The organism is Erwinia sp. 1181_3, from assembly GCF_052824965.1.
In genome coordinates, this window is sequence record NZ_VTDE01000001.1 from 258977 (window position 1) to 285543 (window position 26567).

General features: G+C 53.4%; 27 protein-coding genes. 10 read left to right on the forward strand and 17 right to left on the reverse strand.

From position 1 onward, the window contains the following. Positions 1–120: 120 nt before the first annotated feature. From FY046_RS01185 to FY046_RS01215, 7 genes are all read right to left on the reverse strand, one after another. A complete protein-coding gene (locus FY046_RS01185) occupies positions 121–1317 on the reverse strand; it encodes a hypothetical protein (protein WP_446185616.1) in 1197 nt (398 codons plus the stop codon). A gap of 100 nt (positions 1318–1417) precedes the next feature. After that, positions 1418–1855, reverse strand: a complete 438-nt coding sequence (locus tag FY046_RS01190) for a DUF6971 family protein (RefSeq protein WP_446185617.1) — start codon at positions 1853–1855, stop codon at positions 1418–1420. Between the two features lie 38 nt (positions 1856–1893). Then, positions 1894–2076, reverse strand: a complete 183-nt coding sequence (locus tag FY046_RS01195; protein ID WP_311976501.1) for a hypothetical protein — start codon at positions 2074–2076, stop codon at positions 1894–1896. A 5-nt stretch (positions 2077–2081) separates the two neighbouring features. Beyond that, complete coding sequence (locus tag FY046_RS01200; RefSeq protein ID WP_446185618.1) at positions 2082–2390, reverse strand: hypothetical protein; 309 nt, start codon at positions 2388–2390, stop codon at positions 2082–2084. A 675-nt stretch (positions 2391–3065) separates the two neighbouring features. Next, positions 3066–3656, reverse strand: a complete 591-nt coding sequence (locus FY046_RS01205; protein ID WP_446185619.1) for a BRO-N domain-containing protein — start codon at positions 3654–3656, stop codon at positions 3066–3068. Between the two features lie 914 nt (positions 3657–4570). Beyond that, on the reverse strand, positions 4571–5848 hold the full coding sequence (locus FY046_RS01210) for a tyrosine-type recombinase/integrase (RefSeq protein ID WP_446185620.1): 1278 nt from the start codon (positions 5846–5848) through the stop codon (positions 4571–4573). Positions 5849–6217: 369 nt separating this feature from the next. Beyond that, a complete protein-coding gene (locus tag FY046_RS01215; protein ID WP_446185621.1) occupies positions 6218–6547 on the reverse strand; it encodes a hypothetical protein in 330 nt (109 codons plus the stop codon). A gap of 161 nt (positions 6548–6708) precedes the next feature. Here FY046_RS01215 and pyk point away from each other — a divergent pair, with 161 nt between their 5' ends. Then, entirely contained in the window at positions 6709–8190 is a 1482-nt protein-coding gene (gene pyk, locus FY046_RS01220) for a pyruvate kinase (protein WP_446185622.1), read from the forward strand. Positions 8191–8428: 238 nt separating this feature from the next. Next, entirely contained in the window at positions 8429–9655 is a 1227-nt protein-coding gene (locus tag FY046_RS01225; protein WP_133841791.1) for an MFS transporter, read from the forward strand. A gap of 43 nt (positions 9656–9698) precedes the next feature. On the opposite strand, the gene lpxM is transcribed toward FY046_RS01225, so the two are convergent. From lpxM to znuA, 3 genes are all read right to left on the reverse strand, one after another. Further along, positions 9699–10670 (reverse strand): lauroyl-Kdo(2)-lipid IV(A) myristoyltransferase, encoded by a 972-nt coding sequence (gene lpxM, locus FY046_RS01230; RefSeq protein ID WP_133841790.1) that lies wholly within the window; start codon positions 10668–10670, stop codon positions 9699–9701. A 135-nt stretch (positions 10671–10805) separates the two neighbouring features. After that, positions 10806–12131: a murein DD-endopeptidase MepM gene (gene mepM / locus FY046_RS01235; protein ID WP_133841789.1), complete on the reverse strand. Its 1326-nt coding sequence runs from the start codon at positions 12129–12131 to the stop codon at positions 10806–10808. Positions 12132–12143: 12 nt separating this feature from the next. Further along, positions 12144–13103, reverse strand: a complete 960-nt coding sequence (gene znuA, locus FY046_RS01240; protein WP_133841788.1) for a zinc ABC transporter substrate-binding protein ZnuA — start codon at positions 13101–13103, stop codon at positions 12144–12146. A gap of 77 nt (positions 13104–13180) precedes the next feature. Here znuA and znuC point away from each other — a divergent pair, with 77 nt between their 5' ends. Both znuC and znuB read left to right on the forward strand, forming a co-directional pair. After that, on the forward strand, positions 13181–13939 hold the full coding sequence (znuC, locus tag FY046_RS01245) for a zinc ABC transporter ATP-binding protein ZnuC (protein WP_133841787.1): 759 nt from the start codon (positions 13181–13183) through the stop codon (positions 13937–13939). Next, positions 13932–14717 (forward strand): zinc ABC transporter permease subunit ZnuB, encoded by a 786-nt coding sequence (gene znuB, locus FY046_RS01250; protein ID WP_133841786.1) that lies wholly within the window; start codon positions 13932–13934, stop codon positions 14715–14717. Before znuC ends, znuB begins: the two co-directional genes overlap by 8 nt. A 43-nt stretch (positions 14718–14760) precedes the next feature. Here the strand turns inward: znuB and ruvB are convergent, their stop codons facing one another. The 6 genes from ruvB to aspS all read right to left on the reverse strand — a co-directional run bounded on the left by ruvB (position 14761) and on the right by aspS (position 20195). Beyond that, the gene (gene ruvB, locus FY046_RS01255; RefSeq protein WP_133841785.1) at positions 14761–15771 is read right to left on the reverse strand and encodes a Holliday junction branch migration DNA helicase RuvB; all 1011 of its coding nucleotides are present in this window, start codon (positions 15769–15771) and stop codon (positions 14761–14763) included. 13 nt (positions 15772–15784) lie between these two features. Continuing rightward, positions 15785–16399, reverse strand: a complete 615-nt coding sequence (ruvA, locus tag FY046_RS01260; RefSeq protein WP_133841784.1) for a Holliday junction branch migration protein RuvA — start codon at positions 16397–16399, stop codon at positions 15785–15787. Positions 16400–16495: 96 nt separating this feature from the next. Beyond that, entirely contained in the window at positions 16496–17017 is a 522-nt protein-coding gene (ruvC, locus tag FY046_RS01265; RefSeq protein WP_133841783.1) for a crossover junction endodeoxyribonuclease RuvC, read from the reverse strand. Positions 17018–17048: 31 nt separating this feature from the next. Beyond that, complete coding sequence (locus FY046_RS01270; protein ID WP_133841782.1) at positions 17049–17792, reverse strand: YebC/PmpR family DNA-binding transcriptional regulator; 744 nt, start codon at positions 17790–17792, stop codon at positions 17049–17051. A 181-nt stretch (positions 17793–17973) separates the two neighbouring features. Beyond that, positions 17974–18408, reverse strand: coding sequence for a dihydroneopterin triphosphate diphosphatase (nudB, locus tag FY046_RS01275; RefSeq protein WP_259150499.1), 435 nt, complete (start codon positions 18406–18408; stop codon positions 17974–17976). Next, positions 18408–20195 carry an aspartate--tRNA ligase gene (gene aspS / locus FY046_RS01280; RefSeq protein ID WP_171148390.1) on the reverse strand — a complete coding sequence of 596 codons (1788 nt, stop codon included), beginning with the start codon at positions 20193–20195 and terminating at the stop codon, positions 18408–18410. The genes nudB and aspS overlap by 1 nt, the downstream gene beginning before the upstream one ends. 311 nt (positions 20196–20506) lie before the next feature. Here aspS and FY046_RS01285 point away from each other — a divergent pair, with 311 nt between their 5' ends. The 6 genes from FY046_RS01285 (at position 20507) to FY046_RS01310 (ending at position 25588) form a co-directional block, all read left to right on the forward strand. Continuing rightward, positions 20507–21076: a hydrolase gene (locus tag FY046_RS01285; protein ID WP_159336490.1), complete on the forward strand. Its 570-nt coding sequence runs from the start codon at positions 20507–20509 to the stop codon at positions 21074–21076. Between the two features lie 106 nt (positions 21077–21182). Further along, entirely contained in the window at positions 21183–22007 is an 825-nt protein-coding gene (locus tag FY046_RS01290) for a DUF72 domain-containing protein (RefSeq protein ID WP_133841778.1), read from the forward strand. 86 nt (positions 22008–22093) lie between these two features. Beyond that, entirely contained in the window at positions 22094–22489 is a 396-nt protein-coding gene (locus FY046_RS01295) for an MAPEG family protein (RefSeq protein ID WP_133841777.1), read from the forward strand. A gap of 84 nt (positions 22490–22573) precedes the next feature. After that, a complete protein-coding gene (gene cmoA / locus FY046_RS01300) occupies positions 22574–23314 on the forward strand; it encodes a carboxy-S-adenosyl-L-methionine synthase CmoA (RefSeq protein WP_133841776.1) in 741 nt (246 codons plus the stop codon). Then, positions 23311–24279: a tRNA 5-methoxyuridine(34)/uridine 5-oxyacetic acid(34) synthase CmoB gene (gene cmoB / locus FY046_RS01305; protein WP_133841775.1), complete on the forward strand. Its 969-nt coding sequence runs from the start codon at positions 23311–23313 to the stop codon at positions 24277–24279. The genes cmoA and cmoB overlap by 4 nt, the downstream gene beginning before the upstream one ends. Positions 24280–24490: 211 nt before the next feature. Continuing rightward, entirely contained in the window at positions 24491–25588 is a 1098-nt protein-coding gene (locus FY046_RS01310) for a glycerol dehydrogenase (protein ID WP_339457901.1), read from the forward strand. Between the two features lie 55 nt (positions 25589–25643). Here FY046_RS01310 and FY046_RS01315 read toward each other — a convergent pair whose 3' ends face one another. After that, the gene (locus FY046_RS01315) at positions 25644–26480 is read right to left on the reverse strand and encodes a hypothetical protein (protein ID WP_234472326.1); all 837 of its coding nucleotides are present in this window, start codon (positions 26478–26480) and stop codon (positions 25644–25646) included. Positions 26481–26567: the final 87 nt, after the last annotated feature.

The following is a 26567-nucleotide window of genomic DNA, read 5'->3' on the forward strand; positions in this document are numbered from 1 at the left end:
GAGAGTTGACCAGAGGTATTATCCTGCAAAATTCACGTAGAGACGCATGATTGATATAATTAAAAGGCCCACCAATAGAATTAACTAAGGGTGAGCCTACAGGTTTGCTGAGTGTGGTTATTACTTGGTGAAGGTAATGCGATGCACCAGAGGAAACGAAGCGTCAGCCTCAACTTCCATGTGTGCACTCTCTTTGACACGCACAGTGCCGGAAGCCAATACGTCAATCACAGAGACCAACTCAAGGTTGTAACCTGCACGACCAGAGTCACGGGATACGATTACTCGCACTGCGTCACCTTCCTGAGTGGTACGGAAAGAGATAGACGCAAACAGTTTAGGCAGTAGATAAACGCCAGTGTCCTCACCCACGTAAGGGCATACAGTACAACCCAGCAGGTCGGAAAGGTCTTCATGACCAGCACGTTGAGCAGCACGCTCTAGGACGGCCTCAAGTTTCGCAGGGACCATCAAGGCGAACTGGTCCAAAGAACCACCCAGATGCACAGGAAGATTCAACGCGAGAGCATCGAGAACGTCCTCAGCTTGGTCAGCGGGTTTACCTGTGAGTTTGCTGTAAGTCGATGTCTGTAGGTCAGGGGTTGCAGCGAGAACCTCCGCAACTTTACCGAACATCAGGCGGTTATATTGGTCAATCATGTTATCGACTGACTGCACCAGAGCGCCGTGAGTATAACCACCCATCATCTCAAAGTCAGACACGAAGGTTGCCGCAGAGATAAACGCGCCAGTGTTCTGAGCGTTGTCCTCATTAGGGACCAACAGTGGTGAGACCATCACAGCGGAGCCTTTAATTGCCTTAGCGGTCGGTGCGTCCTCAGCCGGGTTAAACAAGCCGTTCTTCTTCAAGATAACGCTGCGATCTTCAAGTGTATGGGTACGCAATGGAGTAGGCTTGGTGCCATATGGACGAAACTCACAAGGGAAAATGTGCTCACGTACAGCAGCCTCAAATTCACCATCGTTAAACGTAGCATTGAGTGATTCTTCCAGAGCCTGAATGTATGCGGTCGAGTCATTACCACCCGGCAGACCCTTACCGTTCAGGTCCGTACCGTTCACCTGTAGAATCTCAGCGGTGCCGTCAAGCATCTTAATGACCTCACTGTTTTCTAAATCAGCGTCACGGCCTTGGAATGGCTTTCGGGTCACCTGCGCATCATTATTGCGAGCCATTGGTGATGCATAGTCAGCGGTGTTGATAACGCCTGTGGTCTTGCCGTTGTCAGTAGGTGCGTTACGGTTAGCAATACTGTAGTCGAGTGCGTGGAAACCGGAATTAGACATGTTACTCATGGTGTATACCTTCTCTTAATTGGATTTGAATAAAATTGCACTTAATGTGCATAGCGGGTCCACGGAATTGCAGACCCATTGGTTGACTTGCGGAGTGAAATTAACCACCGAATGCGGCACGATGGCCGTGCTCACCGAACTTACGGGCGATCTCTTCTTCACGCTGTTTGCGTTCAGCCACGGCCTTAGCGATTTCAGTAGGTGTCGCCATGATTGCAGCCATGCGCTCATTGTGTTCACGCACTTCACGCTCACGCTGTGCCTGTTCTTCTCGACGAGAGACAACCACGTTGGCCCATGCGTCTGTGTACTTACCGTAACCACGCAGGGAGAAGCCGTTAGCGTTCATCTCAGAGAGCAGTTCAAAGGCACTCGCAGACCCGGCACCATAGAAGGCCAGCAGGCTAGGCACAGTGGCTTTCACAAAGTGCACGGTAGGTATCTCTTGCCCTGCGTACAGCACAGACGACAGGTCAGGACTCAGTGTCAGCTTCTCTTTGGTCAAGCCGGGGACGGGTAAATTAGGATTGATACTCATGGGGTGTTCCTTCTTAATTGATTTGATAAATAAATTGGTCACATGAAGTCGCGCATAGTCAGACCCGCAGCTACCGCCATGTGGCACAGAGCGGCCTTGGTGAGCTTCTCGCGGTCCTCAAGTGGTCCCAGCCCTAAGGCATCAATCAGGTCCTGAGTCTTCACGTCACGCAGCCTGAGAGCTTTACGGCCCTCTGGGGTCGATGTGTTGAAGGTTGTCATAGTTATCAGTCCTTTTGATTTGAATAGAGGTCAGCGAGGGTCTCGACTACATCGAAACTTATCGCGGTGTTATAGCCAGCCAGTAGCATCAGCAAGTCATTCCCGGTAAGAATCTCAGCGGTCCCCTCGGGTTGACCACGGCGTGCTCTCATGGCTTTTACGTCTCGTTTGACGTGTCGTTTATGCTTCCCGGTAATCGTTGCGATTTCCTCAATGGAAACTTGGTAATCGGTAGGGTCTGCAAGCCACGCCGTTAAGTGTTCTCGGAGTGCAAGCAGGTTGACCCCGGATGATTTCTTATTAGGTGTGGTCATGGTGATTTGTCCTGAGTGAATGTCCAGAATTGGGCAAAATAAAGAACCACTGAAAGGTTCCATAGATGTGTTTGTTTAATTAAGAAGTAAATCAGTCAGCCGCCTTAATGGTCGCTACCAGACTCCTGCCGATACTCAGGGATAACAACTTAAAGATAGGAGTCTAATGTTAAATACCCACAGTCAATCAACGCATGAAGGATATGAACTTATTAGTATTAAATTTAGAATTTTCTTTATTGAATGAGTCGTCTGGTGTTTGTATCGGTTAAGCCCTATTGAGGCGGCCGTCTGATTTACTTTAGAGGTAGAGAGAATATAAATGGGTGCCCCCTGAGAGGGTTGAGTTCTCTGGTGAGTTACCAATAAGCGGATGAAGCCTATTAGCTCCAGACCTCTCGTTGGGTCATCGCACATATTAAATATAATGGAGTTCGAATAAAATGCTTAATATACTTGAAGAGGTAACACTCATCACACAGTTCATTGGAATATGAGCATAGTCATAAAGAGCCGATGTGTGTGTGATGGCAAGACAGTGTTTGTCCTCTCCCGATAGTGAGTCTTAATGCAAATAACAGGGGAGACCCTCAACCACCCCAAATCTGGGGGCGTTAAGTCTTCCTTAGCGGAGTGCATTTTTTGCATTCGGGTTAAGCTCTACGTGCTTCCTTCTTAGAAATCCTCTAGCGCAGACATACCGTCAAACAACATGGCCTCTACAAGTGAAGCAGGGACGCCGTGGCGCTTACTTAGAGCATCGCTTAGGTTCAGCACCTCATGACGCTTAGGGTTGCCGTACAGGACGTGCCTGTCTATGTCCGCTAACAGGTCCTTACCCTTACGGGCGAACTCAGCGGTGATCTCTTGGCGTAGCTTGGAGTCAATCGAATGGTTATCCGATACGCCAGCGATGAAAGCGCCAGACTTACGGATTGACGGTAAGACTTCCTCGGTGACCCAATCTTCAAAGCGTTCAGCACTCTTGAGCCGAGACCGCATAATCAGTCGATATACATCTGACTCAGGGATTGCATTCGCGGATGGATTACCAGCAGAAATAATACCCCGTCCAGTAGACGCCCCCTCCAAGTCTCGCAAATCGATTAACTTAACTCGCTTGCAGTTCTTACGGATTGCCTGAGTGGTATCTTTATATCCGAGCGCCTCAGCTACATCCTTAGCGATGAACCACGGGTCACCCTCAATGATGACAGCGCGAACATTGAAAGACTCGAATACGTTATTAATAATTGAAGTAGACATGTTGTATTTCCTTTTGATTGCATTCTCAGAGTCGCACCCTCAAGCAGCCACACAGTCCCACAACACAAGGGAACCGCAAGAGGCAATGAGAGTGCAATCAGAATGACTGTGTTTAATATATGGGTGCGCTGCGAAACGCGACGGTATTTAAAGCAGGAGAACGATGTGTCATCTCTCCCGTTAGTGAGTCGTAATACATGTGGGCAATAAGTCAGCGCTGCTGGAATCTAATAAAAGGAAATTTTCCTCTTTAGATTTAACTGATCTGCATACACGGTCATTGTAAAATCGTTTAGCGTCCTTGGTTCGCCATTCAGACGGAGCCTTTAGCCGAAATTTGGGCTGAAGCAATTAGAGATTTCTAAAAGCCCCATTTCAGGGTTTTACAATAGTCACATGGCGGGATTACTAGCGAGGATAACGAGCCGTGTCGGTATGTCTCCCATTAGTGGGTGTTGAACAGGAAGTGACCATTATGTGGAGGATGGTTGCTATCGCATGATGACCATCTTTCAACAGGGCACAACAAGGCATCTCATAGAGTACCAAGTGAGTTACCCTTACAGTAACTTAAAGTTATTATCTTTAATTAAATCAATTCATTTAAAACTATCAGTGCTCTAAGTTTCTTTGGGTTTTAACTAAAAGATAACTTAATGTAAGGTGTCAGTTATCGCTAGATAATCACCATAACTTACAGTCTCTTAGAGTTTCCACCCCTATGACCTGAGTCAATAAAATAACTGGTCCCATCAGCCAATAGTCAGAGACCGCGCAAGCGCAGATGACGTACTAATGTTGCCCACCCCTAAGAAGCATGGACCAGCTAGGTTCAGACTTTATTGAGTCCTCTCCCGATAGTGAGTCTTAATGGCAAGACCAATCATTATCACCAAACCAATAAGTCCAGCCTATCAAGATTCTAACAGTGCCTTAGCGAGACCCTCAGCCATCTGGTCAACTGCCTTAGCGCGACCATACAGACCAAACGTAATGCCCTGCCCTGAGTGTCCCAGAACGTCACCAGCAAGGCTCTCAGCGACTCCCGCTTGTTTGAATAGGGTAGCCATAGTGTGACGCAGAGAGTGCAACACAAGATCAACTGTGCGGTCTGGCAGTGCTTGCGGTAGGACCTCCCTGTTAAACCACTGTGACGCTATGTCTCTGGACATACCGAACACAAGGGAATCACTGGACGGCAAAGCAGCGACCCACTCCCGGAACTCGGTCAGTGAGAAACCCATAGCGCCATCTGTCAGCGGGACCAGACGAGCACTTGCAGCGTTCTTAATGCTCTTGTCTCCATTCTCGTTAATGTCGATACAGAGATGACCAGCTTCCTCTACTACATCACCCTTAGTTAGCTGTGTGAGTTCCCCGGCGCGTGCTCCTGTGATAGTAGCGACCAGACCAAAGAGGCGCTTATGTGGTTCACGTTCAGTGGTCACCCGGTCAACCACCTTGGACAATTCGTCGGCAGTATAGGCACGGCGTACACTCTTGACGCCCTTAACCTTGAGACCCTTTGTGTAGTCGTGCTTGATGTGTCCATTCTGAAACGCCCAATTCATAACAGCGCACAGTTTAGCCATCATCTTATTAACCGTAGCGTCTGCGTATCGCCCTGAGCCCCTCATTGAGTCACGCATAGCGGACACCTCGGCCCTTGTGTGGGTCCTCCAGTCAATCCCTACAGTGAACAACTTGAGCGCCTTATGTGCTGACTGAATGTCTCTCACTGAGGCTGGCTTGAGGTTGACCGCGTGTTCCTTGAAATACATTTCTGATAATGACTCAAACGTTAGAGGCTCCTGTGTAGATTCTTTAGGGCTAGGCCCTTGGTCACCTTCCAGATTGCGCACTGAGTCATCTTTTGCACTATCTAACTGGTCCATTACAGATAACAGTTCAGCACCATGACCTTGATTGACCCGCGCTTGTGCTGCCTTGAGTACCTCCAGTGCTTTCACAATGTGCACCTGCTGATTAATATTCAGTTCACCTTGAGCTAGCGTCCTGAGGTCTGCCGCTGCGTCTCCTAACTGGTCCACTTCGAGACCGTGCCAATAGTCCTGGACTTGTTGAGTCAGGAAAGATAACGCAATGCCCCGTAGATGTTCGTTTAGTTCGCTGCTTGTAGCTGTCGGGCTATCCAGTAAGAAAGCCTTTGCTGTCATCGCTAAATGATTCATTCGTCGTGTCGCCTCATGTCTGTTGGTTGTCCGTAATCCGATACTGACCAGAGATGACATTGAGCCTATCTCGCGTAATCGCATCACATAGCGGCCTGACTTGGTGCGTCTGACCAATTGAGGGACAGCCAGCCTAGATAAGCTAATACTTGATTGAGCCAATGAGAGGACGCCTGAGCGCCCTGCTGTTCCCCTGTAGTGAGGGTTAATTGGAATATCCATATCAATCAATGGTTTGCTCACCGTCTAACTCGAAGTCCTCAGGACGGTAATCAGGAGCCGTAACGCAGCACCATATGAACACCCCTAATGAAACACACCAGACAGCAAGCACAGATAGAGCAAAGAAAGTAAGGATGATCGTCAGCATCACAGGGCCTCCTTCGCAGTGTGAGCCTTGAAGCCCAGCTCAACGGTTATCCCGTGGTGCATCAGGTAGCCGCAACTGACCAGCCCATAGCGGACTTGATACAGGGCTGTAAGAGGACCAGCAGTACGATAATCAACAATTGACCATACAGCTAAGTCAGTACCAATTGAGAGCGCCATGAGTTGACTCATTGTCATCTTTCTGGCGGTTGGTCCTGTCAGGTAGATGTGTATTCCTTTCTCGTCACTGTGAGTGTTAACCGAGTCAGCTTTACGGATGGCGTGAGTGAATATGGGGCGGTCGCAGGCAGTCTTCTTTACGTGAAACATTTGGTGTACCTTAGGTGTAAGCGCTTTACCTTGTGTCACTCTGTTATCACTTCTTGTGTCACTCGTGGTGAGGACCCTAGGAGCACTAAACAGATAGCAACGGACAGAAGCGCATATTTAATCTAAGAACCTGACTAACTATTCACTTAATGGGTCTCTCAATGAATAACCAGCCGATTCCATCTGTCATCCCTAGGTCCACCTCTCGACGTCTCAGAAGAACCAAGATTGTAACCACCTTGGGCCCCGCTACCGATCGCGATAATAACCTCGAAAAAGTCATCGCTGCCGGCGCCAACGTCGTTCGTCTTAACTTCTCACATGGCACGCCAGAAGATCACCAAATGCGCGCCGACAAAGTGCGCGAGATTGCCGCTAAACTGGGACGGCATGTCGCGATTCTGGGTGACCTTCAGGGGCCGAAAATCCGCGTTTCTACCTTTAAAGAAGGCAAGGTTTTCCTGAATATCGGGGAAAAATTCCTGCTGGATGCCAGCATGGGCAAAGGCGAAGGCGACAGAGAGAAAGTGGGGATCGATTATAAAGGTCTGCCTGCCGATGTGGTACCGGGCGATATCCTGCTGCTGGATGATGGCCGTGTACAGTTGAAGGTACTGGAAGTCCAGGGCATGAAAGTCTTCACCGAAGTGACCGTTGGTGGGCCACTGTCGAACAATAAAGGCATCAACAAACTCGGTGGTGGCCTGTCAGCCGAAGCGCTCACGGAAAAAGACAAAGCCGATATCCTGACCGCCGCCAAAATTGGCGTCGACTACCTGGCCGTGTCCTTCCCCCGCTGTGGTGAAGATCTCAACTATGCACGTCGTCTGGCACGTGAAGCCGGCTGTGATGCAAAAATCGTCTCCAAAGTGGAACGTGCTGAAGCCGTTGCCAGCCAGGAAGCGATGGATGACATCATTCTTGCCTCGGATGTCGTGATGGTGGCCAGGGGCGATCTGGGCGTTGAGATTGGTGATCCGGAGCTGGTCGGTATTCAGAAGGCCCTGATCCGTCGTGCTCGCCAGTTAAACCGTTCTGTGATCACTGCCACCCAGATGATGGAATCGATGATCACTAACCCGATGCCGACGCGTGCAGAGGTCATGGACGTGGCTAACGCCGTGCTCGACGGCACCGATGCCGTCATGCTGTCTGCAGAAACGGCAGCAGGCCAGTACCCGGCAGAAACCGTTTCAGCGATGGCGAAAGTCTGCCTGGGCGCAGAAAAAATCCCAAGCATTAACGTCTCCAAACACCGTCTTGATGTGCAGTTCGATAACATCGAAGAAGCCATTGCGATGTCGGCGATGTATGCAGCGAACCATCTGCAGGGCGTCACGGCCATTATCACCATGACCGAGTCAGGCCGTACTGCGCTGATGACCTCACGTATCACCTCAGGTCTGCCAATTTTCGCGATGTCGCGCCATGAGCGCACGCTGAATCTGACCGCGCTGTATCGTGGTGTCACCCCGGTCTTCTTCGACAGCAATAATGATGGCGTTGTCGCTGCGCATGACGCTATCAATCTGCTGCGTGAAAAAGGCTTCCTGATGTCAGGTGACCTGGTTATCGTTACCCAGGGCGATGTGATGAGCACCACCGGAACCACCAATACCAGCCGTGTGCTGCGCGTTGAGTAATTCCGCCTGAATATATTGGGCCGCAAGGCCCAATATATTCCACTCCCACTTCGTGCTCGCTTTAGACTCACTCTGCAAAGCGTATTACCCCTCAACTCTCCATCATGTGATGCCGTTAAATGGCCACCTACCTCACCTTCATATTTATGCATTGTGATCGGGCGAGAATGCGTTATGTTAGCGCGGTTCCGAAAGCTGACACGCTGCTGCATTACACCACCCCCTGGAGGGAGCCAGAATGGCGTCATTTGTTCCACTGTCGAACCTGACCCGTCGACACCTGATATTCCCATTGTCATTAGTCCTCTTCGAGTTTGCGACCTATATCGCCCACGATATGATTCAGCCCGGTATGTTGCTGGTCACTCAGGAATTTAACGTTGGGCCAGAATGGGTATCAGCCTCTCTGACGGCCTATCTGATTGGCGGCATTGTGTTGCAGTGGTTGCTGGGCCCCCTGTCGGACAAGCTGGGTCGGCGCCCGGTGATGCTCGCCGGAGTTACCTTCTTCATGCTGACCTGTATGGCGACCCATTGGGTGCAGAGCATCGAGCAATTTATCCTGCTGCGTTTCCTGCAGGGAATCAGCCTGTGCTTCATTGGCGCCGTGGGGTATGCCGCGATACAGGAAGCCTTCGATGAAGCCCTTAGCGTGCGTATCATGGCGTTAATGGCCAACGTTGCGCTGCTGGCTCCGCTCGCGGGTCCGCTGGCCGGGGCTGCATTTCTGGAAATCAGTGACTGGCGTACCATGTTCTGGCTGTTTGGTGCCGTCACGGCCATTGCCCTTCTGGGCCTGTGGCGTACCATGCCGGAAACGGCCGGTGACCCGCAGATGTCGCTGTCACTTCCCTCTCTGGGCAAAGGGTATCTGGCCCTGCTGAAAGACCGTCAGGTGATGAGTGGTTCACTGGCAATAGGCCTGGTGACCATCCCGTGCCTGGCCTGGGTGGCGCTGTCGCCCGTGATCCTGATCCACGATGAGGGGCTGACACGGCTGGATTACGCGCTGTTGCAGCTTCCCGTATTCGTCGCCATGATTGCCGGGAACCTGACCCTGGGCAAGCTTGCCTCTCGCGTGCCTATCGATCAACCGCTGCGCCTGGGCGCCTGGCCGATTTTACTGGGCCTTGGGATCGCCGCACTGGCCTCCGTTATCGACAAGCACAGCTACCTGTGGCTGACTGCCGGGCTCAGTCTCTACGGTTTTGGCACCGGACTGGTGAACGCGGGTCTGTACCGTTTGACGTTGTTTTCCAGCCAGGCAGGCAAAGGCAGTGTCGCCGCAATGCTCGGCATGGTGAGTATTCTGGTGTTTGCGTTGGGGATTGAGCTGGCGAAGTTTGCTTACTTTAGCGACGGTGCCCGCGCTTTCAGCCTGGCGAATCTGGCCTGCGGTCTGGTGTGGTGCGTGTTAGTACGGGCATTTCTGCGGGAATGGAAGCGTCGTTCCTCACTGAACTGATCGGCCAGGGGACAACAACATAGCGCGTTGTCCCCTGCCAGTATTACTTCTTTGGATAAAGTTCTTTGCGATCGTAAGGTTCTTTCTCACCGGGTTTGCGTGTTTTCAGCAACTTGAGTATCCAGGTGTACTGCTCCGGATGCGGACGCACAAAATCTTCCACTTCTTTATTCAACCGGCGAGCCTGTGAAGCATCATCAGAATCCGGCAGATCGTCCATCGGCGGACGTAGATAAATATCCAGACAGTGGCGTTTGCTGTCATACACCGGGAAGAGCGGTACCACTTTCGCCCGGCAGACTTTCATCATACGCCCTACCGCGGGTAGCGTAGCTTTGTAAGTATCGAAGAAATCAACGAATTCACTCTGCTCTGCACCGTGATCCTGATCCGGCAGATAATAGCCCCAGTATCCCTGACGGATAGACAGGACAAACGGTTTGATGCCGTCGTTACGCGCATGCATACGACCGCCAAAACGGCGTCTTACCCGGTTCCAGACGTAATCCATTACCGGATTGCTCTGGTTATGGAACATCGCCGCCATCGGCTGCCCTTCAGACGCCAGCACCATCGCCGGCAGGTCGACGGCCCAGGCGTGGGGTACCAGGAAAATGACATTCTGCCCGTTATTCTGCAAATCATCGATAATCTCACGTCCGTGCCAGCGAATACGCTTCTTTGCGTTCTTCGGCCGCAGGGCGAGTTCGGCCATCATCGCCATCGACTGCGGGGCAACGGCAAACATCTCGTCGATGATCGCTTCGCGTTCTTGCTCTGACTTATCCGTCATGCAGTACAACAGGTTAATCTGTGCACGACGGCGCGCACTGCGGGCAAATTTCCCTGCCAGACGACCTAATGCACCCAGTAACGGGTCACGCAGACGTGGGGTCACCAGCGTCAGACTGGCAAATGCGCCAACACCCAGCCAGCTTCCCCAATAGCGTGGCAATAAGAAACTTTTGTTAAACGTGGGAATGAACTCAATTTGATTATTTTTTCTGTTTTCCATGCACTGGCCTCGAACAATAACGGGCTTATGATAGTGCTGACGGAAGATTTTGCAAAGTTATTGCCGTGAATGCGCCTGTTTAGGCTAAAAAAAAGCCGATGGCATCCACCATCGGCTTTTTTATGTGCAGCAATCTTACTTGAAGCGAAGTTGAGGCACGACTTCGCGCACTTTCGCCAGGTAATCGCGACGGTCTTTACCGGTCAACCCTTCCATACGCGGAAGTTTGGCCGTCAACGGGTTCACTGCCTGATTGTTAATCCAGATTTCAAAGTGCAGGTGTGGCCCCGTAGAACGCCCCGTATTACCGGAAAGCGCGATGCGATCGCCACGCTTCACTTTCTGACCGGGTTTCACCAGCAGCTTCTTCAGATGCATATAGCGCGTCATATACTGACGTCCATGGCGAACGGCAACGTAGTTACCCGCCCCACCGCTGCGTTTAGCAACGATAACCTCACCATCACCGACAGCCAGCACTGGCGTCCCCACTGGCAGAGCAAAGTCCACGCCTTTGTGTGGCGCAACACGCCCGGTTACCGGATTTAAACGACGCGGGTTAAAGTTCGATGACACGCGATACTGTTTCACGGTTGGGAAACGCATAAAACCACGCGCCAGGCCGGAACCGTTACGGTCATAGAACTTACCGTCTGCCCCACGGATCGCGTAATAATCTTTGTCACCACTGTTCAGGCGCACGCCAGCCAGTTCACTCTGCTCGCTTTTACCATTCAGCATTTCGCGCGACATCAGTACGGAGAACTTGTCGCCGTTACGCAGCTTGCGGAAATCCATCTGCCATTGCAGGGATTTAATCACCGCGCTGATTTCACTGCTGGACAGCCCCGCTTTCCTGGCACTGCTGACAAAACTGCCGTTGACCACACCGCTTAATACGCTGTTTTGCCACTCTCCCTTCTGAATGGCAGAAGAGGGTTTGAAGCCGTCACCGGAGCGGTCGTAAGTGCGCGTTTCACGGCGGGACACTTCCCAGGTAATGCGCTGTAAATCACCATTGTCGTTCAGCGACCATGAGAGTTGCTGCCCGACTTGCAGGTTGCGCAAATCTTTATCGCTTTTCACCAGCATGTTGATTTCCGACATATCAATGCCGTACTGGTTTAACACGCTGCTGAGGGTATCACCTGTTGAAACAACGTAATCGTGCGTGCCGCTTTCATCCGGAACGTCTTCATCGATTTCATCTTTCGGGGCATCGTCAGCCGGGGATGGGGTGTCCTGATCTATCGGCTCACTGGCTTCAGGAAGCAAGGTACGTAGTTGATTTTTATCGAGCTCGACGGTTTTAACAATCGGGCTTTCGTTACCCGGATGATAAACGTAAGGCCGCCACAGCGTGACGGCCAGCGTTACAACGGTCAGCGACCCCAACATAATGCGGTGGGGCCGGGGTAAATTATTAAACGCCATGGCGACAGCGCGGGATATCTGCTGCACTTAAATGTTCCTCTATTCTCCTTTCAGGCAGCTCTCATACTGGCTGGACAACTGTGAGAGGAATGTCACATAGCTGTCTTTACCTGGGGTGATGTCCGTCCCGAGTGGATCCAGTGTGCCCGAACGCACGGTGGTCCCTCTGGCAACGGCCTCTATCACGGCTGGCCTGAATTGTGGTTCAGCAAAAACGCAGGCTGCTTTTTGCTCAACCAACTGTGTTCGTATTTGATGTAAACGCTGCGCACCGGGTTGGATCTCAGGGTTGACGGTAAAATGACCTAATGGGGTCAGACCGAAGTGTTTTTCAAAGTAAGTGTAAGCATCATGAAAAACGAAATACCCTTTGCCTTTAACCGGGGCCAACTGTTTACTGATTTTCGCATCGGCTGACGCCAATTCTGCCTCAAAGTGCTGCAGGTTTGCGTCTAGTTTGTCCTTGCTTTGCGGCATAAGTTCCAACAATTTTCCATGGATTGCAATCGCCGTTTGCTTTGAGATCTCCGGAGACATCCACAGATGCATATTATACTCACCATGATGGTGGTGATCGTGGCTGTCAGCAGCCTCATGCGAATGCCCCGCATGTGCTTCATGCTCTTCTTCTTCTTCGTCTTCGCCGCCCTTCAGCAGCAAGCCTTTCACACCTGGGAGGGCACTCATTTCGACGTTCTTTTGTGCGGGCAAACTGGCGGCAGATTTGGTCATAAACGCTTCCATTTCCGGGCCAACCCAGACCACTAAATCCGCGCTTTTTAAGCGTTTAATGTCGGAAGGACGCAAGGCATAATCATGCTCTGAGGCACCATCGGGCAGCAAAACATTCACCGGTGTGACGCCATCCGCAATCGCGGCAGCGATAAATCCAACAGGTTTAACGGAGGCAACAACGTCTGCATGGGCAGGAAGCACAAGCGAAGCGGCAATGCTCATGCCTGCGAGCATTGATAAGGCACGTGTTTTTTTGTGTAACATAATGATTCAATCCATCGTGAAGAGCTGATGGATTGTGATATTATAACATTCGTAATTTTCTGCAACCAGTAATCGACATGTCATCTTTGATCACCCTTGAAAAAATTTCTGTGAGCTTTGGACAGCGCCGTGTCCTGTCCGATGTGTCACTTTCGCTGCAACCTGGCCGAATTCTGACCCTGCTCGGGCCGAACGGGGCCGGTAAATCAACGCTGGTGCGCGTGGTGCTCGGGCTGATTGCCCCCACCGCCGGTACCCTGCTGCGCCCGGCGCAACTGCGTATTGGTTACGTGCCGCAAAAAATCCATCTTGATGTCACCCTGCCCCTCACGGTTGCGCGCTTTATGCGTCTGCGACCTGGGGTAAAGTCAGACGATATTCTGCCCGCGCTGAAACGCGTGCAGGCGGCTCATCTGCTGGAATACCCGCTACAAAAACTCTCCGGTGGCGAAATGCAGCGTGTGCTGCTGGCACGAGCACTGCTCAACCAGCCGCAGCTACTGGTGCTTGATGAACCCACGCAGGGCGTTGACGTCAACGGTCAGGTGGCGCTGTATGACCTGATCGACCAGCTGCGCCGCGAACTCAACTGCGGCGTGCTGATGGTCTCCCACGACCTGCATCTGGTGATGGCGAAAACCGACGAGGTCTTGTGCCTCAATCACCATATCTGCTGTTCGGGTACGCCAGAAGCGGTGTCCAAACACCCTGAATTTATCTCGATGTTCGGCCAACGCGGTGCTGAACAGCTGGCGATTTATCGCCACCATCACAACCATCGTCACGATCTCCAGGGACGAATTATTTTGCGCAAAGGGACCGGCCGTCATGATTGAATTATTATTACCCGGCTGGTTAGCAGGCGTATTACTGGCGCTGGCAGCCGGGCCGCTGGGTTCCTTTGTGGTGTGGCGTCGCATGTCCTATTTTGGCGACACGCTGGCACATGCCTCCTTGCTGGGCGTAGCTTTTGGCCTGCTGCTTAATGTCAGTCCGTTTTATGCAGTGATCGTAGTCACTCTGCTGTTGTCGCTGGTGCTGGTGTGGCTGGAGCGTCGTCCGCATCTGGCGATTGATACCCTGCTGGGCATTATGGCGCACAGTGCGCTGTCGCTGGGCATGGTGGTGGTCAGCCTGATGTCTGACGTGCGTGTGGATCTGATGGCCTATCTGTTTGGTGACCTGCTGGCCGTGACACCAACCGATCTGTGGACGATTGTCGCGGGTGTGGCGGTGGTTCTGCTTCTGCTGGCGTGGCAATGGCGTGCCCTGCTGTCAATCACCATCAGCCCTGAGCTGGCGCAGGTGGATGGCGTCAATATTCAGCGGACCAAAATGATTCTGATGCTGATCACGGCGCTGACGATTGGGGTAGCGATGAAATTTGTCGGGGCGTTGATCATCACCTCACTGCTGATTATCCCTGCCGCCACCGCCCGTCGTTTTGCCCGCTCACCGGAGCAGATGGCGGCACTGGCGGTGGTCATTGGCATTCTGGCCGTGACCATCGGTCTGACCTTCTCTGCCTTCTACGATACGCCAGCCGGCCCTTCTGTGGTGCTGGGGGCAGCGGTGATGTTCATGCTGAGTATGGTGAAGAAACCGGCGGTGTAACCCGCCGTTTTTGCACGGGCAAGGAAGCATCCCTCGCCCCTACTTACTGTGATTCTGGTCGGTCGATGCCGAAGTGCTTGTAAGCATGCTGGGTGGCCATACGGCCACGCGGCGTGCGTTGAATAAAGCCCTGCTGGATCAGATACGGTTCCAGCACGTCCTCGATGGTTTCGCGCTCTTCACCGATTGCCGCCGCCAGGTTATCCAGCCCGACCGGGCCACCCATAAATTTATCGATAATCGCCAGCAGTAGTTTGCGGTCCATATAGTCGAAACCTTCGGTATCCACACTCAGCATATCCAGTGCTTTTGAGGTCACGTCACCGCTCATACTGCCGTTCGCACGCACCTCGGCAAAGTCACGCACGCGGCGCAGCAGTCGGTTAGCGATACGCGGCGTACCGCGAGCACGGCGGGCGATTTCCAGCGCGCCATCCTCACTCAATGGCAAACCGAGGCAGGACGCACTACGGGCAACGATATGCTGTAAGTCTTCTACCCGGTAAAACTCCAGACGTTGCACGATGCCGAAACGGTCACGCAACGGTGACGTCAGTGAGCCCGCGCGCGTGGTGGCGCCAATCAGGGTAAACGGCGGCAGGTCGAGTTTAATCGAACGCGCGCCCGGGCCTTCCCCGATCATAATATCCAGCTGATAGTCTTCCATCGCCGGGTACAGCACTTCTTCCACCACGGGCGACAGTCGGTGGATCTCATCAATAAACAGGACATCATGAGGTTCGAGGTTGGTCAGCATCGCCGCCAGATCGCCTGCTTTCTCCAGCACCGGGCCGGATGTAGTACGCAGGTTAACGCCCATCTCGTTAGCAACAATATTTGCCAGCGTGGTTTTTCCCAGGCCTGGCGGGCCAAAGATCAACAGATGGTCGAGCGCATCACCGCGATTCTTAGCGGCTTCGATGAAGATTTCCATCTGTTCACGCACCACCGGCTGACCAACGTACTCTGCCAGCATTTTCGGGCGGATAGCGCGGTCGATAACTTCTTCTTCGGTGATGACCCCGGCGGAGACCAGGCGGTCGGCTTCAATCATGCTCTACCTCAAATCAAATAGCGGCGCGCAGGGCTTCGCGAATCAATGTTTCGCAGTCGGCGTTCGGTTTACCCACTTTGCTGACCATGCGGCTGGCTTCCTGAGGTTTATACCCCAGCGCCACCAGGGCAGAAACGGCTTCGCTTTCGGCATCGTTGGCGGCTTCTGTCGGCATTTCACTGGTCAGTGCAAACGGTGCATCGGTGGCAAACAGATCGCCGTGCATCCCTTTGAAGCGGTCTTTCATTTCCACCACTAAGCGCTCAGCGGTTTTCTTACCCACGCCTGGCAGTTTCACCAGCACAGCAATCTCTTCACGTTCAACGGCGGTGACGAACTGCTGCGCTGACATACCGGACAAAATGGCCAGTGCCAGCTTAGGCCCGATGCCGTTAACCTTGATCAGTTCACGGAACAGCGCCCGCTCCGGCTTGCTGTTAAAACCAAACAGCAACTGCGCATCTTCGCGCACCACAAAGTGAGTAAAGATAATCGCTTCATGGTTGATGTCGGGAAGCTCATAAAAACAGGTCATTGGCATTTGCACCTCATAACCCACGCCGCTGGCTTCCAGTAACACCACGGGCGGCTGTTTTTCCAGGATAATGCCTCTCAGACGACCTATCACATTCGCTTCCTTCTGATAACAATTTAGAGGGGAGTTTATAGCATAAAAAAGGCTGGATGAATATCCAGCCTGTTGAGATTAGCGGGCCATTGTCCATTAACTCAGACGACCACGAGCGAGGTTAAGCTTGCCCTCACCGATACGATTGACGTTCTGGCTCAGGTGACAATGCGTGATGGCAATCGCCAGCGCATCGGCGGCATCCGCCTGGGGGTTCGCTGGCAGTTTGAGCAAGGTACGCACCATATGCTGTACCTGGCTTTTCTCTGCACTACCGATGCCCACAACGGTCTGCTTCACCTGCCGCGCCGCATACTCAAACACTGGCAGATCCTGGTTCACGGCAGCAACAATGGCCGCACCGCGCGCCTGGCCCAGTTTCAGGGCTGAGTCGGCGTTCTTCGCCATAAAGACCTGCTCAATCGCGAAAAACTCAGGCTGAAACTGAGTAATAATCTCGCTAACACCCGCATAAATCAGCTTCAGGCGCGACGGCAGGTCAGCCACACTGGTGCGGATACATCCACTGCCCAGATACGTTAACTGCCGCCCCACCTGCCGAATCACACCGTAACCGGTGATGCGCGAACCGGGGTCGATCCCCAAAATAATAGCCATTACGCGCTCACCCGATGTGATGGACGGAGTGTCACAGGGTTTCCGCCACCTCGTCAGAAATTTCACCGTTATGGTAAACCTCCTGCACGTCGTCGCAGTCTTCCAGCATATCGATCAAACGCAGCAGTTTTGGTGCGGTCTCCACATCCATATCGGCTTTGGTCGATGGGATCATGGTGACTTCGGCACTTTCTGCCTTCAGACCCGCCGCGTCCAGCGCGTCTTTAACGGCCCCCAGGCTTTCCCATGCGGTGAATACGTCGATGGTGCCATCGTCCCAGGTCATCACATCGTCAGCACCGGCTTCCAGCGCCGCATCCATCACCTGGTCTTCTTCCAGGCCCGGTGCGAAGGTGATCACGCCTTTTTTGGTGAACAGGTAGGCCACAGAACCATCCGTCCCAAGGTTACCACCGGTTTTGGTGAAGGCATGACGCACTTCTGACACGGTACGGTTACGGTTATCACTCAGGCACTCCACCATCACAGCGGTGCCACCTGGGCCGTAACCTTCATAAATGATGGTTTCCATATTGCTGTCATCATCACCGCCCACGCCGCGTGCAATCGCACGGTTCATGGTGTCACGGGTCATGTTGTTTGACAGTGCTTTGTCCATCGCCGCACGCAGACGCGGGTTGGAGTTAGCATCACCACCGCCCAGTTTGGCAGCAGTCACCAGCTCACGAATGATTTTGGTGAAGATTTTACCGCGTTTGGAATCCTGAGCAGCCTTGCGGTGCTTGGTATTCGCCCATTTACTATGTCCCGCCATTTACACTGAGTCTCCAGATTGCCTATTGCACAGGCTATCTTGCTTGCTATTTTGCACCCGGGCAGTGCTCGCAATCCTCACATACATAAGTATGCTGCGGTTGCTCCGCGCTGGCCGTGCGCAAACTATCTGCGCCGATAACGCCTGAACGTTTAGCTAAGTTCAAAAGATAAAATAAAAATTACAGTACGAATTCTTCAATTGCCTGGCGGTTACTCCAGGACTTGGTGAGCGCGGCGGCGGCCGGGGCATCCAGCCACTGAAAAGCCAGATGCTCGCTCAATGTGATGCTGCACTCCGCAGGGAGCATGAGGCTAAACCAGTGTTCCCGATTATGGGTGGTGCCCGGTGCGTAACGATGAAGAAAGTGCGTAAAGATTTCGAATTCTATATTACGCTGGCAGTCCACTAATGTGAGCTGCCCGGCGTTTATATCAATGCCAATCTCTTCCATCACTTCCCGCTGCGCGGTCTGCGCCAGGCTTTCGCCCGGCTCCTGGCTGCCGGTCACCGACTGCCAGAAATCCACATCATCGCGTCGCTGCAACATCAGCACCCGCCGGGTATCCTGGGCATAAATCACCACCAGAACCGACACCGGATGCTTATACGCCATCAGTTATTCTCTGACGGCTGATCTTTCACTTTCTTGACCACTTCAATGCCCAGCTCGGCCAGTGAGGCCGGGTTAGCAAAGTTTGGCGCTTCGGTCATCAGACAGGCCGCAGCGGTGGTTTTCGGGAAGGCAATCACGTCACGAATGTTATCCGTGCCGGTCAGCAGCATGACAAGGCGATCAAGACCAAAGGCCAGACCCGCATGCGGTGGCGTACCGTATTTCAGCGCATCCAGCAGGAAGCCAAACTTCTCACGCTGTTCGTGCTCTTCAATACCCAGAATGCCGAACACCGTCTGCTGCATCTGACCGTTGTGAATACGCACGGAACCGCCACCCACTTCATAGCCATTGATGACCATATCGTAGGCGTTAGCAATCGCGGTTTCCGGTGCGTTCTTCAGTTCTTCCGGCGTCATCTCTTTCGGCGCGGTAAACGGATGGTGCATCGCGGTCAGACCGCCTTCGCCATCGTCTTCAAACATCGGGAAGTCCACGACCCACAGCGGCGCCCAGGAGGCCTCGTTGGTGATCTTAAGGTCACGACCCAGTTTCAGACGCAAAGCACCCAGGGCATCGGCCACGACTTTCGCGCTGCCCGCACCGAAGAAGATCATATCGCCATCGGCGGCGCCGTTACGTGCCAGAATCTCTTCAACGATTTCTGCATTAAGGAATTTCGCTACCGGGCTGGTGATCCCTTCCAGGCCTTTAACACGCTCGTTGACCTTGATGTAAGCCAGGCCCTTCGCGCCATAAATTTCGATAAATTTGCCGTAGTCGTCAATCTGCTTACGGCTCAGCGTCGCGCCACCCGGCACACGCAGTGTCGCAACACGGCCTTTGGCATCGTTAGCCGGGCCAGCAAAGACGTTGAACTCAACGTTTTTCACCAGGTCTGCGACGTCAACCAGCTCCATTGGGTTACGCAGGTCTGGCTTATCGGAACCAAAACGACGCATCGCTTCGGCGAAGGTCATGGTTGGGAAGTCACCCAGTTCAACAGACTTCACATCAACCCACAGATTGCGGACCAGACGTTCCATGATTTCACGCACCTGAGCGGCGGTCATGAACGAGGTTTCAACGTCGATCTGGGTAAATTCAGGCTGACGGTCAGCACGCAGATCCTCGTCACGGAAACATTTGACGATCTGATAGTAACGGTCAAAACCGGACATCATCAGCAACTGTTTGAACAGCTGTGGCGACTGTGGCAAGGCGTAGAATTTGCCTTTATGCACGCGGCTTGGCACCAGATAGTCACGGGCACCTTCCGGCGTGGCTTTGGTCAGCATCGGGGTTTCGATATCGAGGAAACCGTGCTCATCCATAAAGCGGCGCACAAAGCTGGTAATTTTCGCACGAGCTTTCAGGCGGTTCGCCATATCAGGGCGACGCAGGTCAAGATAGCGATACTTCAGACGCGCTTCTTCGCTGTTCGCCATATTGGAGTCTAACGGCAGCGGTTCTGAGCGGTTGATGATGGTCAGGTCGGTGGCGAACACTTCGATCTCACCGGTGGCCATATCTTTGTTTTTGTTCTTCTCATCACGCGGACGCACGGTGCCGGTGATCTGGATGCAGAACTCGTTACGCAGTTCAGACGCCAGATCGAAAGCCGCCTGACGGTCCGGGTCGAAGAACACCTGCACGATGCCTTCACGGTCACGCATATCAATAAAGATCAGGCTGCCCAGATCGCGACGGCGATTAACCCAACCGCACAGTGTCACTTGCTGGCCTACATGAGACAGATTGATCTGCCCACAATACTCAGTACGCATAACGATATCCTTTTAACTTCAGCGCTGCTGCCGCAGCTTTATAATCACTATCCTGCTCTGAGGAGCGCTGCTGCCGCGAAAAATGGCTGCCATTATAATGGAAAATGGCTCACAGGATAAGTGCTGTCATCAGGGGAAAGTGGCAGAAAAACGCTGCGATGTGCTGCCACCGGACGCTGTGGTTAACAAAACATCATCACCACGACATAACCGCTAACAAATCTCAGCGCTTTACCCACATTATTTTCATCGCCTCGTTTAACTGTTCCTTTGTATTCTCAATGGTTTTCCCCCTTATCCCGGAGAAACGCATGCTCAATCTCAATCCCCAGACCACCGCACTGGTGCTGATCGACTTACAGGAAGGCATTCTGCCGTTTGGCAAGGCACCACACGCGGCCAGTGATGTCGTGCCACGTGCCGCGAAACTGGCCGACCACTTTCGTGCACACAACGCCCCGGTCGTGCTGGTACGTGTAGGCTGGTCAGCGGATTTTGCCGATGCGCCAAAACAACCGGTTGATGCCGCCCATGCCGGAGGCGCACTGCCGGATAACTGGTGGGTCTACCCTGAAGCGCTGGGTGTTCAGGAGAGCGATCTGCACGTCATCAAACGCCAGTGGGGGGCATTCCACGGTACCGATCTGGAACTGCAACTGCGCCGTCGTGGCATTGACACCCTTGTGCTGGGTGGCATCGCCACCAACATTGGCGTTGAGTCCACCGCACGTAACGCCTGGGAACTGGGTTTCAATCTGGTGATTGCCGAAGATATCTGTAGCACCGCCAGCACTGAGCAGCATCAGGCCAGCGTCGAGTGGATCTTCCCACGTATTGCCCGCGTGCGTCAGTCAGATGACGTCATCGCCGCGCTGTCTTAACCTGCGCATGACCGGAGGGAACCGGTCTTTCTCCCCACTGCCTGCCTTGCACTCCCCTGTATCCACACGGTAAAGTTGCCCGCAACTGACTGAATGTGGATAAACAATGAAGCCGTTGTATCTTGGCCTGCCACAGTGGCAGCACCCGCAATGGAAAAAACTGGGGATGACCACCCTGGAAGATTATGCCCGTCACTTTAACTGTGTCGAAGGCAATACCACGCTGTATGCACTGCCGCGCCCGGAAGTGGTACAGCGCTGGCGGGCAATGACGCACGATGACTTCCGCTTCTGTTTTAAATTTCCGGCGACCATCAGCCATCAGGCCGCGCTGCGCCAGTGCGGCGATCTCAGCGCAGAGTTTTTTGATCTGCTCTCTCCGCTGGCCGATCGCATCGGACAGTTCTGGTTACAGCTTCCCGCGGCTTTTTCGCCTGCTGACCTGCCTGCTCTCTGGCAGTTTCTCGATAACCTGCCCACGGAATTCCGCTACGGTGTGGAAGTGCGGCATCCGGAGTTTTTTGCCAAAGGCGAGGCCGAGCAGGCGCTGAATCGCGGATTGCATCAGCGCCGCGTCAACCGGGTGATCCTCGATACCCGCGGCGTGCACAGTGCCCATCCTTCAACGGCCGCGATTATTGAGGCACAACGCAAAAAACCTAAACTGCCAGTCCATGCGGTGATGACCGCAGACGCCCCGATGATCCGTTTTATCGGCGGCGACAACGTCGAGGCTAACCTGAGCTGGTTCAACGCCTGGCGAGATCGGTTACCGCAGTGGTGCGAAACGGCCCAGCCGTGGCTGTTTATACATACCCCGGATGTCGGCTTCGCGCCGGATTTGGTGCGCGCGCTGTGGCCCGGATTACAGCAGGTGCTCCCGCATATCGGTGATGCCCCTGAATGGCCGCAGCAGGAGATGTTATTCTGAACCGGTTCATGCTGATGCCTGGCGACAGTGTCAGCATTGTTCGATACCCTACTCAATAAGATCATTATTACATCATGGAGTGAGTCATGGTCAGTGCGCTTTACGTGGTACTTGGTACGCTTTTTATCCTGAAGTTTTTACTCGACGTGGTGCGCTTACGTCGTCAGTACCGGGTCTCGATCGGTGATGGTGGGGTGTCTGATTTACAGCTGGCCATTCGCATCCACGGTAATGCGGTCGAAAATATCCCCATCGCACTCTTTCTGCTGGTAATGATGGAGATGAACGGTGCCGATATCTGGATGCTGCATCTGCTCGGGCTGTTTTTCTTTTTCGGCCGTCTGATGCATGCGTATGGTTTACGCAGCCGCACCGTGCTGTGGCGCCGTAACGGCATGCTCCTGACGCTGCTTTCGCTCTTCGGCATGGTGGTCGTCAATCTGCTGTTCCTGCCCTGGGACCTGGTTCTCGGCACTTCCTGACCGTTCTACTGGCAGAAAAGGTGCAGCCCGCCGCGCTTTCTGCCAGAATATGCCCTTTCCGTTAGCTTCCCCGGACTTACCACTATGTCTAACCGCGATACGCTGTTCTCCGCGCCAATTGCCAAGCTGGGCGACTGGACGTTTGATGAGCGCGTGGCTGAAGTCTTCCCCGACATGATTCAGCGTTCTGTGCCCGGCTATTCCAACATTATTTCCATGATTGGCATGTTAGCCGAGCGCTTTGTCCAGCCCGACTCCCGTGTTTACGATCTCGGCTGTTCGCTGGGCGCGGCCACGCTGTCAGTGCGCCGCAATATTACTGCCGCTGGCTGCAAGATTATTGCCGTTGATAACTCACCCGCCATGGTTGAGCGCTGCCGCCGCCACATTGATGCCTTCCGTGCCGATACGCCGGTCGAGGTGATTGAAGCGGACATCCGCCAGATCCCGATTGAGAATGCCTCCCTGGTGGTACTGAACTTCACGTTACAGTTTCTGGCACCGGAAGAGCGTCAGCAGTTGCTGAATACCATTTATCAGGGACTGAAACCCGGTGGTGCGCTGGTGCTTTCTGAAAAATTCAGCTTTGCTGACTCTGACGTGGGTGAACTGTTGTTCAACATGCATCACGACTTTAAACGCGCGAACGGTTACAGCGAACTGGAGATCAGCCAGAAGCGCAGCATGCTGGAAAATGTCATGCTGACCGACAGCGTGGAAACCCATAAACAGCGTCTGCACAATGCCGGTTTCCAGCATGCAGAACTGTGGTTCCAGTGTTTTAACTTTGGCTCTCTGGTGGCCTTAAAAGCAGGTCATCCCTGATGGATTTCGGAAATTTTTATCAACTCATTGCCAAAAGCCCGCTGTCTCACTGGCTGGAAACCCTGCCTGCGCAGATCGCGGCCTGGCAACGCGAGTCACTGCACGGTCACTTTAAAAACTGGGACCGTTCCGTTGAACACCTTCCCGCACTGACCCCGGAGACGCTGGATTTACTGCACAGCGTCACCGCCGACAGCAGCCATCTCTCCGCACGCCAGCGTGACGGCATTGAAAAACTGCTGCGTAATCTGATGCCATGGCGTAAAGGGCCGTTCTCACTGTACGGCGTGACTATCGATACAGAATGGCGTTCTGACTGGAAGTGGGAGCGGGTGCTGCCGCATATTTCCTCACTGGCCGGACGTACGGTGCTGGATGTCGGTTGTGGCAGCGGCTACCACATGTGGCGCATGCTGGGCGCGGGTGCCAACCTCGTGGTCGGCATCGACCCGATGCAGCTGTTCCTGTGCCAGTTTGAAGCCGTGCGTAAACTGCTGGGCAACGATCAGCGTGCGCACCTGCTGCCGCTGGGCATCGAGCAACTGCCCGAGCTGAAGGCGTTCGACACCGTATTTTCAATGGGCGTGCTGTATCATCGCCGCTCCCCGCTCGACCACCTTTTCCAGTTGAAAAATCAGCTGGTCAGCGGCGGCGAACTGGTGCTGGAAACCCTGGTGGTCGAAGGCGATGACCTACAGGTACTGGTGCCGGGTGAACGCTATGCGCAGATGCGTAACGTCTACTTCATCCCGTCAACCGGGGCGCTGAAAAACTGGCTGGAGAAGTGTGGATTTGTTGACGTCCGTATTGCTGATTACTCGGTCACCAGCACGGATGAACAGCGTCGTACCAGCTGGATGACCAGCGAGTCCCTGGCCGAGTTCCTCGACCCGAACGACCCAACGAAAACCGTCGAAGGTTATCCTGCCCCCCTGCGTGCCGTGCTGGTGGCGACCAAGCCATAAGTCGAACAGGGTTGGCCGCCGGCTGGCCCTGTATTCCCCCTGTGTTATTCCCCAGCGCCTTCCTGCGCTTAACGTGCGGAACAAAATCCTGATCTCTGTCATTGAGAATGATAATTCTTCTTAAATCACTCTTTTTGATCAAATGGCCTAATACTTACGGGTTAGTGTGGGATCAGTTGTGCGTTAAATTCACCTGAAAGGAGTATCTGGTATGAGTAAATTTGTTTTTTCATCACCACGGAAATACATTCAGGGCGCGGGTCAGCTAGCCCACCTGGGCGAGCATCTGGCCGAACTGGGCAGCAATGCGTTCCTCGTTGCTGACAAGATTGTCTGGGGGCTGATCGGAAAAGACGTTAAAGCCTCCCTGATCGCGAACAAGGTCGAATTCCACTACGAAGAGTTTAACGGTGAAGCCTCCAGCAATGAGATCACCCGCCTGGCTAAACTGGCGAAAGCCAACGGAACAAGTATTGTGGTCGGACTCGGTGGCGGTAAAACCCTGGACACTGTAAAAGCGGTTGCCGATGAGTTGAAACACCCCGTTGCCGTCGTGCCCACTATCGCCTCTACCGATGCCCCCTGCAGTGCGCTGTCAGTGATCTACTCGGATACCGGCGTGTTCGAAAGCTACCGTTTCTACAGTAAAAACCCGGATCTGGTGCTGGTGGATACGCAGGTCTGCGTGCGCGCGCCGGTGCGTCTGTTTGCCTCCGGTATTGCGGATGGCCTGGCGACCTATGTTGAAGCGCAGGCGGTGAAACGTTCACACAGCAAATCGATGGTCAACGGTGACCCGACCATTGCCGGAATGGCGATCGCCGAAGCCTGTGAAAAAACACTCCTGACCTGGGGGCTGAGTGCCTATCAGGCCGTGGAGAAACAGCTGGTGACACCCGCGGTGGAAGCCGTGGTGGAAGCCAATACGCTGCTTTCAGGGCTGGGGTTCGAAAACGCCGGTCTGGCCGGTGCCCACGCTATCCACAACGGTTTTACTGCGATTGAGGGCGATATTCACCACCTGACGCACGGTGAAAAAGTGGCTTACGGCACCCTGACCCAGATGGTACTGGAGCAGCGGCCTGATGAGGAGATCGCACGCTACGTGCGTTTCTACCGCGCCATCAAGATGCCGACCACGCTGAAAGAGTTGCATCTGGACAAGGTGAGTTGGGAGGATCTTGTTAAAATTGGCGCGCTGGCCAACAACGAAGGGGACACGTTGAAAAACCTGAACCCGGGCCTGAGCGCAGAGGATGTGGCGAACGCCATTCTGGCCGTAGATGCCTTTAGTCTGTCAGTGAAATAACCATTGTATGATGTAGGCCGATCCGGGCGATCGGCCTTTTACTTTCTGTCGCTGTTTATTCCCAATATTCGTAGCGGTAAGCCGCCGTAATATTGCGCCGGATAATCCCGGTGGGAAACACGTCCATTTCACGCGTATAACTCAACGTACAGTTCCCCTGCTCATCCCACAGCTGGCACTCCTCCAGCGTCGTCATGCTGCTCATCGCGTTATCCGAGCGGCTGCTCAGACGTAGCTCACGCTGATCCCGGTCGTATTCCAGCGTCATTTTTTCTCGCTCAGAGTCTGAGGCCACCAGCAGGTTCTGTTTGTTCCAGCGGTAGGTGAATTTACCGTTACTGTTGCTATCCGACCCCCGCGCCACGCTGCTAATCAGCCGCGACTGGCGGTCAAAATGGTGGGTGGTTTCCGTGAAGCCTTTTTCACCATTCAGGACAAAGGTATCCGATGAGCTGATGATATTACCGCGGCTTCCCTTCTGATAATGTGTGGTGCCGCGTTTCTCATTGATCACCACCGGCTGGCCACGACCTAATTCAGCCACGGTCATTTCATAGCTTGAAAGCCAGCCATCCCTGACATGTTCAATACTCTGCACCAGTGAGATCTGGAGCTTGCCTTCCTGTTTATCGAAGCGCAAATCGGCACGTTTCAGTGTTCCGCAGCGATCAAACTCGCCAATCATACGTTTTTGCTGATTGACGTCCTTACCAAATTCGCCGAGGACAAACTGTTTAATCGGGCCTCTGGCCATTCCCCCCAGCATCACAATGCTGTTATTGCTGGCCACCTGCTGAAAGCCCGGCGCACAGTCTTTTGCCGCCTGCGCAGCCGGGGTGAGCAAAAAGGCCAGCGTCATCATCAGCGTACAACCCGTAAACGGAATCTTCATCACAGCTCTTATGGCAGATTAAGGCGATGACTCAGTGTAGTTTTTTTTGGGTACAACACGCATTACAAACCCGCACCTGGAGCAAAA

Coding starts and splice junctions, on each gene's coding strand:
- FY046_RS01185 (WP_446185616.1), bottom strand. CDS start 1,317: ATGAGTAACATGTCTAATTCCGGTTTCCACGCACTCGACTACAGTATT.
- FY046_RS01190 (WP_446185617.1), bottom strand. CDS start 1,855: ATGAGTATCAATCCTAATTTACCCGTCCCCGGCTTGACCAAAGAGAAG.
- FY046_RS01195 (WP_311976501.1), bottom strand. CDS start 2,076: ATGACAACCTTCAACACATCGACCCCAGAGGGCCGTAAAGCTCTCAGG.
- FY046_RS01200 (WP_446185618.1), bottom strand. CDS start 2,390: ATGACCACACCTAATAAGAAATCATCCGGGGTCAACCTGCTTGCACTC.
- FY046_RS01205 (WP_446185619.1), bottom strand. CDS start 3,656: ATGTCTACTTCAATTATTAATAACGTATTCGAGTCTTTCAATGTTCGC.
- FY046_RS01210 (WP_446185620.1), bottom strand. CDS start 5,848: ATGAATCATTTAGCGATGACAGCAAAGGCTTTCTTACTGGATAGCCCG.
- FY046_RS01215 (WP_446185621.1), bottom strand. CDS start 6,547: ATGTTTCACGTAAAGAAGACTGCCTGCGACCGCCCCATATTCACTCAC.
- pyk (WP_446185622.1), top strand. CDS start 6,709: ATGAATAACCAGCCGATTCCATCTGTCATCCCTAGGTCCACCTCTCGA.
- FY046_RS01225 (WP_133841791.1), top strand. CDS start 8,429: ATGGCGTCATTTGTTCCACTGTCGAACCTGACCCGTCGACACCTGATA.
- lpxM (WP_133841790.1), bottom strand. CDS start 10,670: ATGGAAAACAGAAAAAATAATCAAATTGAGTTCATTCCCACGTTTAAC.
- znuA (WP_133841788.1), bottom strand. CDS start 13,103: ATGTTACACAAAAAAACACGTGCCTTATCAATGCTCGCAGGCATGAGC.
- znuC (WP_133841787.1), top strand. CDS start 13,181: ATGTCATCTTTGATCACCCTTGAAAAAATTTCTGTGAGCTTTGGACAG.
- znuB (WP_133841786.1), top strand. CDS start 13,932: ATGATTGAATTATTATTACCCGGCTGGTTAGCAGGCGTATTACTGGCG.
- ruvB (WP_133841785.1), bottom strand. CDS start 15,771: ATGATTGAAGCCGACCGCCTGGTCTCCGCCGGGGTCATCACCGAAGAA.
- ruvC (WP_133841783.1), bottom strand. CDS start 17,017: ATGGCTATTATTTTGGGGATCGACCCCGGTTCGCGCATCACCGGTTAC.
- FY046_RS01270 (WP_133841782.1), bottom strand. CDS start 17,792: ATGGCGGGACATAGTAAATGGGCGAATACCAAGCACCGCAAGGCTGCT.
- nudB (WP_259150499.1), bottom strand. CDS start 18,408: ATGGCGTATAAGCATCCGGTGTCGGTTCTGGTGGTGATTTATGCCCAG.
- aspS (WP_171148390.1), bottom strand. CDS start 20,195: ATGCGTACTGAGTATTGTGGGCAGATCAATCTGTCTCATGTAGGCCAG.
- FY046_RS01285 (WP_159336490.1), top strand. CDS start 20,507: ATGCTCAATCTCAATCCCCAGACCACCGCACTGGTGCTGATCGACTTA.
- FY046_RS01290 (WP_133841778.1), top strand. CDS start 21,183: ATGAAGCCGTTGTATCTTGGCCTGCCACAGTGGCAGCACCCGCAATGG.
- FY046_RS01295 (WP_133841777.1), top strand. CDS start 22,094: ATGGTCAGTGCGCTTTACGTGGTACTTGGTACGCTTTTTATCCTGAAG.
- cmoA (WP_133841776.1), top strand. CDS start 22,574: ATGTCTAACCGCGATACGCTGTTCTCCGCGCCAATTGCCAAGCTGGGC.
- FY046_RS01310 (WP_339457901.1), top strand. CDS start 24,491: ATGAGTAAATTTGTTTTTTCATCACCACGGAAATACATTCAGGGCGCG.
- FY046_RS01315 (WP_234472326.1), bottom strand. CDS start 26,480: ATGAAGATTCCGTTTACGGGTTGTACGCTGATGATGACGCTGGCCTTT.